Source organism: Streptomyces sp. NPDC047028 (assembly GCF_040644095.1).
Lineage (GTDB): Bacteria > Actinomycetota > Actinomycetes > Streptomycetales > Streptomycetaceae > Streptomyces.
In genome coordinates, this window is the sequence record NZ_JBEYVS010000019.1 from 65,634 (window position 1) to 81,636 (window position 16,003).

General features: G+C 72.2%; 15 protein-coding genes. 7 read left to right on the plus strand and 8 right to left on the minus strand.

The features are described from left to right. The first annotated feature begins 7 nt into the window (after positions 1-7). Positions 8-580, plus strand: a complete 573-nt coding sequence (gene thpR, locus ABZ854_RS18635) for an RNA 2',3'-cyclic phosphodiesterase (RefSeq protein ID WP_361211684.1) — start codon at positions 8-10, stop codon at positions 578-580. A gap of 169 nt (positions 581-749) precedes the next feature. On the opposite strand, the gene ABZ854_RS18640 is transcribed toward thpR, so the two are convergent. Both ABZ854_RS18640 and ABZ854_RS18645 read right to left on the minus strand, forming a co-directional pair. Continuing rightward, on the minus strand, positions 750-1,742 hold the full coding sequence (locus ABZ854_RS18640) for an aldo/keto reductase (RefSeq protein ID WP_361211687.1): 993 nt from the start codon (positions 1,740-1,742) through the stop codon (positions 750-752). Positions 1,743-1,784: 42 nt separating this feature from the next. After that, the gene (locus ABZ854_RS18645) at positions 1,785-2,780 is read right to left on the minus strand and encodes a helix-turn-helix domain-containing protein (RefSeq protein ID WP_361211690.1); all 996 of its coding nucleotides are present in this window, start codon (positions 2,778-2,780) and stop codon (positions 1,785-1,787) included. 100 nt (positions 2,781-2,880) lie between these two features. Between ABZ854_RS18645 and ABZ854_RS18650 the strand changes: the two genes are divergently transcribed. Next, positions 2,881-3,762: a dienelactone hydrolase family protein gene (locus ABZ854_RS18650; protein ID WP_361211692.1), complete on the plus strand. Its 882-nt coding sequence runs from the start codon at positions 2,881-2,883 to the stop codon at positions 3,760-3,762. On the opposite strand, the gene ABZ854_RS18655 is transcribed toward ABZ854_RS18650, so the two are convergent. Further along, positions 3,734-4,321, minus strand: a complete 588-nt coding sequence (locus ABZ854_RS18655; RefSeq protein ID WP_361211695.1) for a Uma2 family endonuclease — start codon at positions 4,319-4,321, stop codon at positions 3,734-3,736. The two genes, ABZ854_RS18650 and ABZ854_RS18655, sit on opposite strands and share 29 nt — an antisense overlap. A gap of 106 nt (positions 4,322-4,427) precedes the next feature. Continuing rightward, positions 4,428-5,102 (minus strand): SGNH/GDSL hydrolase family protein, encoded by a 675-nt coding sequence (locus ABZ854_RS18660; protein WP_361211698.1) that lies wholly within the window; start codon positions 5,100-5,102, stop codon positions 4,428-4,430. 112 nt (positions 5,103-5,214) lie between these two features. On the opposite strand from ABZ854_RS18660, the gene ABZ854_RS18665 reads away from it, so the two are divergent. Then, positions 5,215-6,207, plus strand: a complete 993-nt coding sequence (locus ABZ854_RS18665) for a WD40 repeat domain-containing protein (protein WP_361211701.1) — start codon at positions 5,215-5,217, stop codon at positions 6,205-6,207. Between the two features lie 99 nt (positions 6,208-6,306). Further along, on the plus strand, positions 6,307-6,897 hold the full coding sequence (locus tag ABZ854_RS18670) for a hypothetical protein (protein ID WP_361211704.1): 591 nt from the start codon (positions 6,307-6,309) through the stop codon (positions 6,895-6,897). 16 nt (positions 6,898-6,913) lie between these two features. Here the strand turns inward: ABZ854_RS18670 and ABZ854_RS18675 are convergent, their stop codons facing one another. Next, positions 6,914-7,912, minus strand: a complete 999-nt coding sequence (locus ABZ854_RS18675; RefSeq protein ID WP_361211707.1) for a helix-turn-helix transcriptional regulator — start codon at positions 7,910-7,912, stop codon at positions 6,914-6,916. A 178-nt stretch (positions 7,913-8,090) separates the two neighbouring features. Beyond that, positions 8,091-9,281 (minus strand): alpha-lytic protease prodomain-containing protein, encoded by a 1,191-nt coding sequence (locus ABZ854_RS18680; protein ID WP_361211710.1) that lies wholly within the window; start codon positions 9,279-9,281, stop codon positions 8,091-8,093. 247 nt (positions 9,282-9,528) lie between these two features. On the opposite strand from ABZ854_RS18680, the gene ABZ854_RS18685 reads away from it, so the two are divergent. After that, on the plus strand, positions 9,529-10,044 hold the full coding sequence (locus ABZ854_RS18685; RefSeq protein WP_361211713.1) for a GNAT family N-acetyltransferase: 516 nt from the start codon (positions 9,529-9,531) through the stop codon (positions 10,042-10,044). 80 nt (positions 10,045-10,124) lie between these two features. Here the strand turns inward: ABZ854_RS18685 and serC are convergent, their stop codons facing one another. Next, complete coding sequence (gene serC / locus ABZ854_RS18690) at positions 10,125-11,243, minus strand: phosphoserine transaminase (protein WP_361211716.1); 1,119 nt, start codon at positions 11,241-11,243, stop codon at positions 10,125-10,127. Between the two features lie 157 nt (positions 11,244-11,400). Between serC and ABZ854_RS18695 the strand changes: the two genes are divergently transcribed. Further along, positions 11,401-14,349, plus strand: a complete 2,949-nt coding sequence (locus ABZ854_RS18695) for an FAD-binding and (Fe-S)-binding domain-containing protein (protein WP_361211719.1) — start codon at positions 11,401-11,403, stop codon at positions 14,347-14,349. Between the two features lie 4 nt (positions 14,350-14,353). Here the strand turns inward: ABZ854_RS18695 and ABZ854_RS18700 are convergent, their stop codons facing one another. Beyond that, on the minus strand, positions 14,354-15,304 hold the full coding sequence (locus ABZ854_RS18700; protein ID WP_361211722.1) for an AraC family transcriptional regulator: 951 nt from the start codon (positions 15,302-15,304) through the stop codon (positions 14,354-14,356). Between the two features lie 118 nt (positions 15,305-15,422). Between ABZ854_RS18700 and ABZ854_RS18705 the strand changes: the two genes are divergently transcribed. Further along, positions 15,423-15,929: an anthrone oxygenase family protein gene (locus ABZ854_RS18705; RefSeq protein WP_361211725.1), complete on the plus strand. Its 507-nt coding sequence runs from the start codon at positions 15,423-15,425 to the stop codon at positions 15,927-15,929. Positions 15,930-16,003 lie beyond the last annotated feature (74 nt).

Genomic DNA, 16,003 nt, shown 5'->3' on the forward strand with positions numbered 1-16,003 from the left:
TGACCGCATGAGACTCTTCGCCGCCGTGCTGCCCCCGGAGGACGTCACAGCCGAACTCGCCGCCGAGACGGCCCGGTTGAGGGAGCTGCCGGGCGCGGACGGACTGCGCTGGACCGGCCGTCCCGGCTGGCACTTCACCCTCGCCTTCTACGGCGAGGTCGACGGCGAACTCCTCCCGGCCCTCTCGGACCGCCTGGCCCGCGCGGTCAACCGCACCGCCCCCTTCCCGCTCGCCCTGGCCGGCGGCGGCCAGTTCGGCCACGGCAAGGCCCTCTGGACGGGTGCGGCCGGCGACGTCGACGCCCTGCGCCTGCTGGCCGGCCGCGCGGAGGCGGCGGCCCGCAAGGCCGGCCTGGCGATGGACGAGCACCGCCGCTACAAGGCCCACCTGACCCTGGCCCGCAGCCGCGACATGCTCGACCCCCGGCCTTTCCTCGACGCCCTCGCCGGCTTCCGGAGCGCCGAGTGGACCGTGTCCGAGCTGGCGCTCGTGCGCAGCCGGCTGCCGAGGTCCGGGGTGCCGGGGGAACAGCCCCGCTACGAGACGGTCGGCCGCTGGGCGTTCGAGGCGGCCGGTTAGGCTCGACGACGTGGACCCGAAGACCCGGAACCTGATCATGGCCGTCGTGCTGGTGCTGATGTTCGCGGTGGTGGCGGTGGCGGCGGCCCTGGGAAAGTGACCGGCCGCCGCCCCGGCACGCCGTGCGGCGCCCGCCGGCGTGCCCCGCGCCTCGCGGCTCGGCGGGCCGCTACCAGGCGAACGCCTCCGGCGACGGACCCGGCCCCGGGAAGATCTCGTCCAGACCGGCCAGCAGTTCCTCGCTCAGCTCCAGCTCGGCCGCCCGCAGCGCGGAGGCGAGCTGCTCGGCCGTGCGCGGGCCGACGATCGGGCCGGTCACGCCGGGCCGGGTGAGCAGCCAGGCCAGCGCGACCTCGCCGGGCTCCAGACCGTGCTTGTCGAGCAGATCCTCGTACGCCTGGATCCGCGACCGTGCCGCCGGGTCGGCGAGGGTGTCGGCGGCCCGGCCCGAGGCACGGCGTCCGCTCTGGACCTGCTTCTTGAGGATCCCGCCGAGCAGGCCCCCGTGCAGCGGCGACCACGGGATGACGCCGAGGCCGTAGTCCTGGGCGGCCGGGATGACCTCCATCTCGGCGCGCCGCTCGTGGAGGTTGTAGAGGCACTGCTCGCTGACGAGCCCGATGGTGCCGCCTCGCCGGGCCGCGGCCTCGTTCGCCTGGGCGATCTTGTAGCCGGGGAAGTTGCTGGACCCCGCGTACAGGATCTTGCCCTGCTGGACCAGGACGTCGATCGCCTGCCAGATCTCGTCGAACGGGGTGTCACGGTCGACGTGGTGGAACTGGTAGATGTCGATGTGGTCGGTCTGGAGCCGCTTCAGGCTGGCGTCGACCGCCCGGCGGATGTTCAGCGCGGAGAGCTTGTCGTGGTTGGGCCAGGCGTCGGCACTGGCGGCCATGTTCGCGTACACCTTGGTCGCGAGCACGACCTTGTCGCGCCGTTCGCCGCCCTTCGCGAACCAGCTGCCGATGATCGACTCGGTACGGCCCTTGTTCTCGCCCCAGCCGTACACATTGGCGGTGTCGAAGTAGTTGATGCCGGCGTCCAGCGCCGCGTCCATGATCGAGTGCGAGTCGGCTTCCTCGGTCTGCGGGCCGAAGTTCATGGTGCCGAGGACGAGTCGGCTGACCTTGAGTCCGGTGCGTCCTAGCTGCGTGTACTCCATGTCTCCCTAGCCAACGGCGTGGAGTGCGCTCGAAGCAAGCGATTACGGCGGCCCGGGGCGGACGGTCCGATCGGCCGGGCGGCGAAAGGCGGCCCGATGGGCGGTGGGGCGCCTGCCGGTGTGGGCGGTGAACAGGGCGGAGAAGGTGCCGGGGTCCTTGTAGCCGACGGCGGCGGCGATGGCGGCGACCGTGCGGTCCGTGGTCTCCAGGAGGTGGCGGGCCCGGCGGACGCGGGAACTCTGGAGGTACCGCAGCGGGGTCTGTCCGGTCTCGGTGGTGAAGCGGCGCAGCAGGGTGCGGGTGCTGACGCCGAAGGCGGCCGAGAGGGCGGGGAGGTCGTAGGGGGCGGCCAGGTGCTGGTCGAGCCGGCGCATGACCTGCTGGGAGAACGCGGCGCCGGGGCGGGGGAGGAGCCTCGCGTCCACGTAGGGAGTCTGGGAGGAGCGGGCGTCGTCGACGAGGGCCACGCGTGCCGTGGTGCGGGCCACGGCCGGGCCGCTGTGCCTGCGGATCAGGTCGAGGGCGAAGTCGTACATGGCGCTGAAGGCCGCCGTCGTCGTCACGCCGTCGTCCGTGACCACCAGACGGTCGGCCCGGACGCGGGTGTCGGGGTGCAGGCGGGCCAGTTCGGGGGCGAACAGCCAGGCGGTGGTGGCCTCGCGGTGGCGGAGCAGGCCGGCCGCCCCGGCGAGGAACGCGCCCACGCAGATGGCGACCGTCGCGTTCCCCGTGGCCGCGTGGGCGCGGATCGCCTCAATCTCGGGGCGGAGGGCGGCCATTGCCGCGGGTATGTCGGAGGCGGGCACGAGTTCGAAGCCGGGGACGATGAGGACGTCCACCTCGCGCAGGGGCCTGACGGCGAGCGGCGTCCCGCCGGACGCGGTGACCCGGCGGCGCGGGGAGACGACCGAGACCTCGTAGCCGGGGTGGTCCGGGCCGGCGATGTGCGTGGCCATGGTGAGGAGGTCGGGGACGCCGAACACCTCCGAGGCGAAGCAGCCGGGGTAGGCGAGGACGCCGATCCGGAGTGCGGTCACGGGTGCCCCCTGGGGTGGTGACAGTGGTGGCGAGATTACCCCGGAGGGTGGCGATGCCGCCTCTCGTCGCGGGGTGGTCCGGGCCGTCACCGTAGGGCGCATGAGGCCCCTGAGTGCTGCCGCTGACGACCGTCATCCCGCCGACGACCCCATCACTGACTTCGTGCGCCGCGAGGTGGAGGTGGACGGCGTGGTGAAGACCGTGTACGCCGACGGGTCCGGGCCCGCCGTCGTGCTGATGCCGGAGATGCCGGGCATCAGTCCGGACGTGCTCCGGCTGGCGCGCTGGGTCCGGGACGCTGGGTTCCGGGTGTACGTGCCCTCGCTGTTCGGGACCGACGGGGGATATCCCACGGTCGAGCGGGGGGAGGTGGTGGTGCGGCGGGCGTGCGTGAGCGCGGAGTTCCGGGCGTTCGCCGGGGGCGGGACGAGTCCGGTGACCGCGTGGCTGCGGGGGCTCGCGCGGCAGGCGCACGCCGAGTGCGGCGGGCCGGGGGTCGGGGCGGTCGGACTGTGCTTCACGGGGAACTTCGCCCTCACGATGGCGCTGGAGCCCGCCGTCATCGCGCCCGTGGTCAACCACCCCTCCCTGCCGCTGGACGATCCGGCCGGGCTGGAGTTGAGCGCGCCGGACGCCGTCGCCGTACGGGAGCGGGTGGACCGGGACGGGCTGACGGTCCTCGCCTACCGCTTCGCGGGGGACCGCTGGTGCACCGGGCAGCGTTTCGCCGCTTACCGGGCCCTGCTGGGCGAGGCCTTCGACGGCCGCGTGCTGTCCGACACCGCCGCGAACACCGATCCGCCGCCGTTCTTCCGGGAGACGGTCGGCACCCCGCACAGCGTCGTCACCGCGCACTTCGTCGACGGGGAGGGGCATCCGACGGTGCGGGCGAGGGACGAGATCCTGGCGTTCCTGGCGGAGCGGCTACTGCAGGAGGCCGGCGCGGGGGCGGTCAGTCGTGGGGGAACTCGCCGGTCTTGAGGGTGAGGCCCACGACGGTGTCCGTGAGATCCACGTCGTCCCCGAAGTCGACCTTGGTCTCGGTCGCGTACTCGTCACCCTTGGGGTGGGTGTAGACGTGGCAGCGGCGCTGGTAAGGGTCGGCGATGACGTAGACGGGGATTTCAGCCTTGGCGTACGCGGCCTTCTTGGGGCTGTAGGCGTTCGCCGCGGTGCCCTTGGAGATGACCTCGGCGACGAACTCGACGTCTTGATACCGCCAGCGGCCGGTCTCCGTCTTCTCGGCGCCCTCGACCATGACGGTCACGTCCGTCGCGAAGCCGTTGAGGTGCCCCGGGTAGTCGAGGCGGACGTCGGACTTGACCCGCTTGCAGGGGTACTTGGGCCGCAACTGCTCAACGATGTCCAGGATGATCTCCCAGTGGGTGTCCCGCTGCGGCGACATGTATACGGTGCTCTCGACGATCTCGACCTTGTATCCCTCGGGGACGGGCATCTTCTCGAGTCGCTCGAACATGTCGTCGAGCGTGCTCTCGCTGTCGCTCTCGGCCATCGCGATCCTGTCTTCCAGGACGGTCATCGTGGCGCTCCTCCCCGGCCGCTCTGTGGACGAGTGGAGCCGCGCGGTTCAACGATACGCAGCGTGACCAGGAGGCGCCGGAATTCGGCCAAAACTGCCAATCTGTTCAGGCCGCGTACGGATGTCCGATGTCCCACGCCTCCCACATCGCCCCCGCGAACGCCGCCGCGACGCGGTGTTCGCCGCGCGCGTTGGGATGCGTCCCGTCGTAGGTGTCGGTGTCGATGTCGTACGACTCCGGCGGCGAGGCCAGCAGCAGCGGCGAGCGGGGTTCGTCCAGGTCGGCGACCGTCTTGGCGAGCAGGTCGTTGAACTGCTCGACCTGGGCGGCGAAGGGCGCGTCCGTCAGGGCCCGGATGTTGGGGATCACCGGGAGCAGCACCATGCGGACGCGGGGGCGGGCCTCGCGGGCGGCGGCGACGAAGGCGCGGACGTTGGCCGCCGTCTGCTCGGCGTTGGTGTAGAAGCCCAGGTCGATCAGGCCGAGGGAGATCAGGAGCACGTCGGGCCGGTGCCGCCGTACCGCCTCGCCGATCAGCGGAGTCATCTGCTGCCAGCCCTCGCCCCAGCCGGCCAGGTGGGCGCGGGGGAAGTCCGGGTCGGCGTAGGCGTACGAGGTCGGAGCCTCGGCGGACTTGTCGTACAGCTCCTCGCGCGGGCCGACGAACGTGAACGGGCCGCCGTACGTCTCGCACAGGTGCCGCCACAGCCGGTAACGCCAGGTGTGTTCGCCCGCGCTCCCGATCGTCATGGAGTCACCTACGGGCATGAACCTGAGCATCCGCTCATGATGGTCGATCCCGGGGGCGGGTGGGGTGTGAGGCCCACCACGTCCGGTGGTCCCGTCCCGGGGTCCGGGACGGCGGGACCGGCCGGGATGGCAGGCTGGGAGGATGCGCCGACCGTTCGCCCTGCTCGCCGGGGCCCTGCTCGCGGGGGCCTGCGTGCTGCCCGCCACCGCGCTGCCCGCCTCCGCCGCCGACGGCGGTGCCGGTGACCAGGGTTTCACGATCAAGGACCCGAGGATCACCGAGTCCAGCGGCCTGGCCGCGTCCCGTCTGCACCCCGGCATCTACTGGACGCACAACGACAGCGACGACGGGCCGTACATCTACGCCGTCGACAGCCGGACCGGGAAGACGGTCGCCCGGGTGACGCTGCGCGGCATCGGCGCCCCGCGTGACGTCGAGGCCATCTCCATCGGCCCGCACAACGAGATCTACGTCGGCGACATCGGCGACAACCTCGGCGGCACCTGGCCGTACGTGTGGATCTACCGGCTGCCCGAGCCGAAGGAGCTGAAGGACCAGACGGTCACGGCCACGCAGTACGTCGTCAAGTACTCCAACGGCCCGCGGGACGCCGAGTCGTTGCTCGTCCACCCGAAGACCGGGCGCGTCTACATCGTCGACAAGAAGCAGGACGGCGGCCACCTGTACGAAGGTCCGGCGCACCTCTCCGCCTCCGGCACGAACGTCTTCCACCCGGTCGCCCCCGTCGACCTGTGGGCCACCGACGCCGCCTTCTCCCCCGACGGCCGACAGCTCGCCGTACGCGGCTACTTCGGCGGCATCTACTACGACTGGAACGGCGGCAAGATCAAGCGCGAGGGCCGGCTCAACGTACCGTTGCAGGGCCAGGGCGAGTCGGTCACCTACTCCATCGACGGCACGAAACTCCTGTACGGCAGCGAGGGCACCGACAGCCCGGTCCAGGCACAGGACGCACCGGGCGGCGGCTCGTCAGCCTCCGCCAAGTCCCCCTCGTTCGGTGGGAGTTCGACCACATCGGGTGACAGCACCCCCGGTCTGAAGGTGGGCGCGATCGTCGTACTCCTGGGCGTGGCGGCCTTGTTCGGACTGCGGAGGGTGCGGCGGCGGAGGTGAGGGTGCCGCGGTGTGACCGGTGAGCGGGATCCGGGAGGCGTTCTGGCGTGAGTGCGCGTACTCATGCCGCCTGCCCTCTGTGTGGGCAAGGATCGGGGCATGACGATGATCAGTACGACGCAGGCCGGGCGCCGGCTGTTGCCGTTGGCGGTGTTCGCCGTGCTGGCGGCGGGATGCGGAACGCAGCGCTCGGACGATGCCGGTGACGCGTACCGGCGTACGCACCCCACGCCGACGGGGATATCGACGCCGGGCACACCCGCGGACTTCCGGTGCCCGGGCGAAAGCGCCGCGCCGGCGCCGTCGTCTTCGGCCGGCACGCGGGGCTCGGCCGCGCCCGGCGACCACTATGCCGAGAACCACGGCTTCAGGGTGCCGTTCCCCCTGCACGGCCGACGGCGCTGCGACGGGCTCGCGGCCGTCGGTCGCGTCGAGGCCGCGCTCGAACCGCTGCGTGAGCGTGGCGACTTCGCTCCGGAACACGCCCGCGGCGCGCTGATCCGCCTCGGCTACTCCGAAGGGGACGTGCGGTCGTACCAGGACGGCCCGACCGCCGTCGGGTTCCTCATCGAGGCCGACCCCTCTCCGCTGTGCGTGGAGGGCACGATGGACCGCGACTCCACCCATGCCGACGCCTTCGGCGGTTACCCGGACCACACCGGCTGCGAGACTCCCAGCGGCGGCCATTGAGTCGCGGCGGGGTGCGTCAGTCGGCGGGGTGCTGCGGTGGCCGGTCCGGCGGGTCCCCCGGCCCGGTGTCCGCATGCCGTTTCCAGGCGTAAATACCGGCGTGGCATTTCGCGGGCAGGATGTGCACGCTGTGCGAAGCGTCCAGGCTGAGTGGGCGGATTTCCTCCGGCCCCGCTTCCGAGTTGTGACCGTAGTATCCGTACACGGCTGACGGAACATGCCGCGGATGGAAGAAAATGTGCAGGAGATACTGCCGGACGGGAACCGGCAGGGTGCGCTCGTGATGGTTCGAGGGTTTCCACCGGGGGCCGATGTCGAGCGTGTAGTCGATGATCGCGGTTTCTCCGCGCCGGAGGGGTCGCCCGAATCCGATGTCGAATATCGCTGAACTGACTTCCTGACGGAAACGCAGTGCTTCCAGGCTCCCGCAGTTGACGGTCACCTGCACGGACGGCGTGTCCGGATCGTCCAGGTGGTGGTGGGCCGTGACGCGGCGGACCCCGTCGTTCAGGGCCCGCACGACGTGGCTGACGGAGTAGCGGTCGATGCACCCGTGCTCGTCGAGACGCACCGTCTCCTGGACGGAGAGGCTGACGAGGTCCTCGTTGAACCGGTAGGCGTCCGCTCCGAGCGCCCGCTCAAGGGGCGCGCCGGGGCCCAGGACGCGTGACAGGGCGTCCGGCATGTGACTCGTCGGGGCCAGTGCCTTGCCGCGCGGACGGCGGTGGGTCAGCAGGGTTTGCAGGGTGCCCGGTGCCAGGTTCAGGATGACCTCGATCTCCGCCACGGCCCGCAGGGACTGCCGGCGTTCGGGCTGGCTGCGTCCTCGCTGCCAGTGGCTCAGCGTCACCGGGCTCACCGAGATGCCGCGTGCGCCGAGGTGGTGGTGCAGGCGCTGTAGCGACAGCCCGCGCGCCTTCAGGGCCTCGTGCAACGCCTCCCCGAAGGTCGCCTCCTGCGCGCACTCAGGATTCCCGGGCCGGTCCGCCGTCGGCTGGTGCTCCTTCTGGTTCATCGGCGCTCCTGAAGGGCGTGGTCAGGTCCGGCAGGGCGGCCGCCGCTGGTGGGGCGGCCGACCTGCCGAGGCGGATCACCGCAGGGTACCGGCGATCCGCCGGCCCGGCGCGGCGGCTGGGGAGACCGTCGCGCCGGGCCGCTGAACGGGCCGGTAAACGGGCCGGTGAACGGGCCGGTCAGGCGGTGTTCAGGCTCAGTCCGTAGTACCGAAGGGCGTCGTCCAGGGGCTGGAAGTAGGAGGTGCCCTGCCCGTAGACGCCGTTGCACTGGTTGTCGTTGCGGCCGCCGGAGGTCATGCCCTGACCCTGGTTGCCGGAGATCCAGGGACCGCCGCTGTCCCCGCCCAGGTCGCAGACGTTGCTCAGCGCGACGTTGGTCACCAGGGTCGGCGGCTGACCGGCGTCGTTGTAGGTGACCGAGTAGTTGTAGGCCTTGATCGCGCCGCAGGTCCAGTGCGAGGTGACCCCGGACTTGCAGACGTCGGACCCGACCGGGGCCCGCCTGCTGCCCTCGACGGCGACGTTCCCGCCGTTGCCCCACGTGCCGATCTCGGTGGCGATGGTGGTGCCGCCGTCCACCGAGGCGATTCCCATGTCGGTGCTGTTCTGGCCGTGATGGAACCGGGTGGCGGTGCCCTTGGCGAAGTGGCTGCCGTCGTAGTACAGGTCGGGCAGGCTCTCGACACAGTGGCCGGCGGTGACCAGGACCTGCCGGCCCGAGGAGTCCCGGGCGCCGAAGCCGACCGAGCAGTAGTGGTTGCCGAAGTCCATCTTGCTGCCGGGGTAGATGGTGCCGGCCATCGAGACGGCCTTGCCCTCGCTGTCCCGTACGGCGACCGCGGAGGCGTAGGACGCGGCCTTGTTCAGGAACGCCCGGTCGGCCGCCGTCGAGTTGTCGCGAAGCTGGATGACGACCTTGTTCGAGACGGGGTCGACACCCCATCCCTGCACACCGGCGGGCAGCGCGTGTTCCGCCGTGGCGTCCAGTACCGCCTTGACGGCGTCCAGTTCGCCGGCGGTGTGCCGCGCTATGCGCGCCTTGAGGCCCGCGGCTTCGACCCGATGGGCCGAGCCCGCGTCCGTGACGTTCACCGTGAGACGGCCCTTGCCGTCGAAGTAGGCTCCGCGGGCGTCGACACCCGGGGCGTGCAGGCCCCGGAGCGTCGACTGCTGGCGGGCCTGCGAGTCCAGCCGCCGGACCGCGGCCGCGTCGCTGATGCCGAGCGAGCCGGCCAGCGCGTGCACCATCTGCTGCTGGTACTGCCCGCCGGACGCGGAGGAGTCCCCGGCGGGGGACCCGTGCGCCGGGGCTGCACCGGCGACACCCGCCGAGAGGACCAGTGCCGCCGTTGCGGCACCTGACGCCATGATTACGCGTGGACGAAGCACCATTTCTCCAATTCCGGGCAGCCGCGAGTGGCGGCATGTGAGGGAAGTGCGGTTTACGGCGGGGAAAGGGGGCCGCGACCGCACGGAGAACCTTTCTAGGTGGCCGCGCGCATGACAAGATTGGTGAGCGCCGCAGAAATTAACAGAACCGCGGCCAACTGTTTCTGAAGAGGGTTTCTCTCCGACGGTTTCGAAGTCGGAAAGCCGCTAAGGGGAGGTGGTCCTCATGACAGGCAACAGATCTGTTTTGCCAGGGGAGTTGACGCTTCTCGTCCCCACGGGCGAAGGCGATCTGGACCTGCTGGCGGGCTGGTTCGCCGATCCGGAGTTCGTGGCGAACTGGGGCGGGGTCCCCTTGTCGCGTGCCGTGGTGGCCGCCAAGTACGTGGGGCGCCGCAGGCCGCAGGTCGAGTCGTTCCTGGTGCTCGACCAGGGCGTGCCCGTGGGCTACGCGCAGTACTGGTCAGTGGGCGCGCGGGAGGGCGGCCTGGACATGGTGCTGACGTCAGGGGCGCGGGGCCGCGGGCTGGGGCCGGACGCGGCCGGCGCTCTCGTGCGGCACGTGTGCGGAACCCTCGGGTGGGAGCGGGTGACGGTCGATCCGGCGGCGGCGAACGTGCGGGCCGTACGCGCGTGGGAGAAGGCGGGCTTTCGCCGCGTGCCCGATGACGGCGGCGGGGACGAGAACCTGGCGGGTGCCGGTGCCGGAGAGACCCTGCTCTTGGAGTACCGCCCTGGCTGACGGGACGAACGCGGCGGGCCGGCCCGGGTCATCCCCGGGCCGGCCCGCCGTCGGCGTCGTAAGCGTCCTCGCGGAAGCGACTACAGCTTCTCGATGACGTAGTCCACGCAGTTCGTCAGCGCCTCGACGTCCGCAGGGTCGATCGCCGGGAACATGGCGATGCGGAGCTGGTTGCGGCCGAGCTTGCGGTACGGCTCGGTGTCGACGATGCCGTTGGCGCGCAGGGCCTTGGCGACGGCGGCCGCGTCGATCTCGTCGGCGAAGTCGATCGTGCCGATGACCTGGGACCGCTTGGTCGGGTCGGTGACGAACGGGGTGGCGTACTTGCTGTCCTCGGCCCAGGTGTAGAGGCGGGTCGAGGAGTCCTTCGTGCGGGCGGTGGAGAAGGACAGGCCGCCCTGGCCGTTCAGCCACTCCAGCTGCTGGTTGAGCAGGAAGAGCGTGGCGAGGGCGGGGGTGTTGTACGTCTGGTTCTTGCGGGAGTTGTCGATCGCCGTCGGGAGCGAGAAGAACTCCGGAACGTGGCGGCCGGACGCGTGGATCCGCTCGGCGCGCTCGATCGCGGCCGGGGAGAAGACGCCGATCCAGAGGCCGCCGTCGGAGGCGAAGGACTTCTGCGGGGCGAAGTAGTAGACGTCGGTCTCGGACACGTCGACCGGGAGGCCGCCGGCGCCGGAGGTGGCGTCCACCAGGACGAGCGCGCCCTCGTCGGCGCCCGCGACCCGCTTGATGGGCATCGCGACGCCGGTCGAGGTCTCGTTGTGGGTGAGGGCGTAGACGTCGACGCCCGCCTCGGCCCTCGCCTCGGGGTGGGTGCCGGGGTCGGAGGCGATCACGGTCGGCTCGGCCAGCCAGGGGGCGAGCTTGGAGGCCTTGGCGAACTTGGAGGAGAACTCGCCGAAGTTGAGGTGCTGGGACTTGTTCTCGATCAGACCGTGGGTGGCGATGTCCCAGAAGGCGGTGGAGCCGCCGTTGCCGAGGACGACCTCGTAGCCGTCGGGCAGGGAGAACAGGGAGCTGATGCCCTCGCGGACCTGGCCGACCAGGTTCTTGACCGGGGCCTGGCGGTGCGAGGTGCCGAGCAGGGAGCTGCCGGTCGCGGCGAGGGCGTCCAGCGCCTCGGTGCGCACCTTGGAGGGGCCTGCGCCGAAGCGTCCGTCGGCGGGCTTGATGTCAGCGGGAATCTCGATATCGGCCACGAAAGCGAGGTTAGCGGGTGCGGGGAAGGCGCGTGGAGGGCTGTCCGTCGGATGAGACGGGATCTTGGGGTGGTGAACTTGTGCGGTTGTACGACGATACGGGGGGCGCTGTGGACAACTTTCGGTGACTGTCCGTGATCGGATGCATCCTGGACGCATGACGGATCTCACGCCGGACATCACGCCGGATCACACGGGCCTGGAGGCCGCGCTGCGCGGAGCCGTCCGGGGCGAGGTCGGCTTCGACACCTCCTCCCGGGCGCTCGTGACCATGGACGCCTCCAACTACCGGCGCGTCCCGGCCGGGGTGGTCGCCCCGCGGGACGCCGACGACGTGGCCGCCGTGCTGGAGGTGTGCCGGGCGCGCGGCGTGCCCGTGGTCCCCCGGGGCGGCGGCACGTCGATCGCCGGCCAGGCGACCGGCACCGGCGTGGTCCTGGACTTCACCCGGCACATGAACCGGCTCCTCGACCTGGACCCCGGCACCCGTACGGCCGTCGTGCAGCCGGGTCTCGTCCTGGACCACCTCCAGGAGGCCGCCGCACCGCACGGGCTGCGGTTCGGCCCCGATCCGTCCACCCACAGCCGCTGCACGCTCGGCGGAATGATCGGCAACAACTCGTGCGGCTCCCACTCGGTGGCCTGGGGCACGACCGCCGACAGCGTGCGCGAACTGACCGTCGTCACCGCGCGCGGCCAGTGGCTCCGGCCCGGCCGGGACTGGGCCGGGGCACCGGAGGGGCTGCGCGCGCTGGTGGAGGGCGACCTGGCCCGGCTGCGCACCGGCTTCCCCGAACTGCCCCGCTGCATCTCCGGGTACGCGCTGGACGCCCTGCTCCCCGAGAAGCATGCCGACGTCGCCCGCTCCTTCTGCGGCTCCGAGGGCACCCTCGGCGTGCTCACGGAAGCGGTCGTGGACCTCGTGGAGGCCCCCCGCGCGCGGGCCCTGGCCGTGCTGGGCTACGGCGACGAGAGCGCCGCCGCCGAGGCCGCCGCCGGACTCCTGGAGCACGGGCCGCTGACCGTGGAGGGCATGGCCGCCGACCTCGTGCGCTCCCCGGCCGGGCTGCCCAGGGGCGGCGCCTGGCTGTTCGTCGAGACCGGCGGGCGGACCCAGGGCGAGGCACGCGCGCGTGCGGAGACGGTGGTGCGGGCCGCCGACGTCGTCGACTCCCTGGTGGTGACCGACCCCGCCCGGCAGCGGGCGCTGTGGCGGATCCGGGAGGACGCGAGCGGAACGGCGACCCGCATGCCCGACGGCAGTGAGGCCTGGCCCGGCTGGGAGGACTGCGCGGTGCCGCCCGCCCGGCTCGGCGCCTACCTGCGGGACTTCCGCGCCCTGCTCACCGATCACGGCCTGCGCGGCACCCCGTACGGCCACTTCGGCGACGGCTGCATCCACGTCCGTATCGACTTCGACCTCCTCACCCCGGCCGGCGTCGGCCGGTTCCGCCGATTCTCCGAGGAACTGGCCGACCTCGTGGTGGCCCACGGCGGCTCACTGTCCGGGGAGCACGGGGACGGACAGGCCCGCGCAGAACTGCTGCCCCGGATGTACGGCGCGGAGACGGTCGCGCTGTTCGAGCGGGCCAAGGCCGTCTGGGATCCCGACGACCTGCTCAACCCCGGCATGCTGGTCCGCCCCGCACCCCTCGACACCGGCCTGCGCTTCTCCGTGCTCCCGAGCCGCCCGGTCGACGTGGCCTTCGGCTACCCGGCGGACGGCGGCGACTTCCGGGCCGCCGTCCGCCGCTGCGTCGGCGTCGCCAAGTGCCGTACGACGACGGCGTCCGGGCCGGCCGTGATGTGCCCCTCCTTCCGGGCGACGGGCGAGGAGGAGCACTCCACGCGCGGGCGGGCCCGGCTGCTGCACGAGATGCTCGCGGGCGAGGTCGTCACCGACGGCTGGCGCTCCACGGAGGTACGGGACGCCCTGGACCTGTGCCTGTCCTGCAAGGGCTGCCGCTCGGACTGCCCCGTCGGCGTCGACATGGCCACCTACAAGGCGGAGTTCCTGCACCACCACTACGCCGGCCGGCGCCGCCCCGCCGCCCACTACGCCATGGGGTGGCTGCCCCTGTGGCTGCGCTGGGCCGCCCGCACCCACACCGCGCCGCTCGTCAACTACCTGAGCGGCATACGGCCGTTGGCCCGCACGGCGAAACGCCTCGGCGGTATCGCGCCCCAGCGGGAGATCCCCCGGCTGGCACCGGAGACGTTCAGCGGGTGGTGGCGGGAGCGCGTGCACCGCAAGCGGTCCGGAGAACGGGCCGGGGCTGGAGAGCCGGGCGGTGCCGGAGAGTCCCGCAGTGCCGGAGAGCAGGCCGGCGCCGGACAGCCGTGCGGTGCCGGACAGCCGGGCGGGGGAGGGGACCTGGTGGTCCTGTGGCCCGACACGTTCACCGACCACCTGGCACCATCCGTCGGCCGGGCGGCCGTCACCGTCCTGGAGGACGCCGGACTCCGGGTCGCCGTCGCACCGGCCAAGGTCTGCTGCGGCCTGACCTACGTCTCCACCGGCCAGCTCGACCGCGCCCGCGCCGTGCACCGCCGCACCCTGGACCTGATGGAACCGGCCCTGCGCACAGGACTCCCGGTCGTGGTCCTGGAGCCGAGCTGTGCCGCGGCCCTCCGCACCGACCTGCCGGAACTCCTCCCTGACGACCCGCGTGCCGGGCAACTGGCCTCCGCGGTCCTCACCTTCGCCGAGACACTGCGCCGGCACGCCCCCGACTGGACCCCGCCCGCCGTGAACCGCCCGGTCACCGGCCAGACCCACTGCCACCAGCACGCGGTCCTCGGCGACACCGCAGACCGCGAACTGCGCGAGTCCGCCGGCCTCACCGGCGACCTGAGCGGCGGCTGCTGCGGCCTCGCGGGCAACTTCGGCTTCGAGGAGGGGCACTTCGAGGTGTCCCAGACCTGCGCGGAGGAACAGCTGCTGCCCGCGGTGCGGGACGCGGAGGACGGGACGGTGGTCCTCGCGGACGGCTTCTCCTGCCGCACCCAGCTGGAGCAGCTCGCCGGGGTGCGCGGGCGGCATCTCGCGGAAGTCCTGGCCGAGGCCCTGGGCAGGGAGAGACCGGGCGGCGAGGAGGTGGGGTGAAGGGTCAGGCACCCGTGTCCGCGCCGGTCAGGACGCGGTGTTCGGCCGGGCTGACTCCGCGCACCCGCTTGAACGCCGCGCTGAGCGCGAAGGCGCTGCCGTAGCCGACCTGACGGGCGACCGAGGTGAGGGTGGCGTCGGGCTCGGCCAGCAGGTCGGCGGCGAGAGCGAGCCGCCAGCCGGTGAGGTACGCCATCGGGGGCTCGCCGACCAGCTCGGTGAAGCGACGGGCGAGGGCGGCACGCGAGGCGCCCACCTCCGCGGCGAGATCGGCGACCGTCCAGGGCCGGCCCGGATCGGAGTGGAGCAGCGTCAGCGCGGGACCCACCACGGGGTCACCGTGGGCCCGGTACCAGGCGGGTGCCTCGGAAGCGGACCGGGAGAGCCACGTCCGCAGGGCGGTGATCAGCACGAGGTCGAGCAGCCGGTCGAGGACCACCTGCTGTCCGGGCTCGTCGCGGCTCAACTCCTCCTCCAGCAGGGGCAGCAGAGGCGAGCGCCATTCCCCGGCCGTCAGCAGCAGCACGGTCGGCAGCGTGCGCAGGAGCCGCCCGCTGACCTCGCCGGGCAGCTGGTAGGTGCCGCTGATCAGCACGTGCTCGGCGTCGGGGCGCTCCCCCCACATCCGGACGCCCTGGTGCAGCTCCGCGCACAGTTCGCCGCCGCCCGGGTCGGTCGACACCTGCCCGGGGTGGATCACCACCTGCGGCTCCCGGGCGGGGTCGTCCGCGACCAGGTACGGATCGGGGCCGCGCACGATGGCGAGGTCCCCGGGGCCGAGCCGCACGGCCGGCCGGTGGTCGGGCACGATCCAGCCCTCGCCCCGGACCATCGTCAGCACGGTCAGCGGCGCCTCGTCCTGGATCCGGATCGCCCAGGGCGGGTCGAACACCGAGCGGAGCAGGAAGGCCCCGCGGGCGCGGGGACCGGTCAAGAGTGCGCCGAGTGCGTCCACACCCGGCAGCGTAGATCGTCGTGGACGGTCGCGTATGCGGCCGAGCGTCTCGACGATGGCCCGGGATCCGGCCGGTCGGTTGACTGAGGGCACACCACAGAAACGGGGGAATGCCGACATGCCCGCACTTCGCACGGCCGTACTGTTCGGGGCGACGCTCACCACCGGACTCGGCGCCGGACTGTTCTACGCGTACTCGTGCTCGGTCATGCCCGGCCTGGCCCGCGCCGACGACCGGAGCTTCATCGAGGTGATGCAGCGGATCAACGTGGCCATCCTCAACGGCTGGTTCATGCTGTCCTTCCTGGGCGCGCTCGTGCTGATCGGCGTCGCCGGGGTGCTGGAGCTGCGTGGCGGCAGCCGTACGGTGCTGCTGTGGATCGGCGCGGCGGCCGTGTTCCAGCTGGCCATGCTGGTCATCACCGGGGCGGTCAGCGTGCCGCTCAACGACCGGCTGGCGGCGGCCGGTACGCCGGACCACATCGCCGATCCCGCCGCCGTCCGGGCGGCCTTCGAGGACACCTGGGTCCGCTGGAACCTGATCCGCGCCCTCACCTGTACGGCCGCGTTCGGCTGCGTCGCCTGGGCCCTGCGGCTCTCGGCCCGCATACCCGAGGTGGGCTGAGGACGAGCCGAGCACGAGCTGGGCACGAGTCGAGGACGAGCTGAGCGCCGTAGCCCGCGCCGGATGCAGGGACA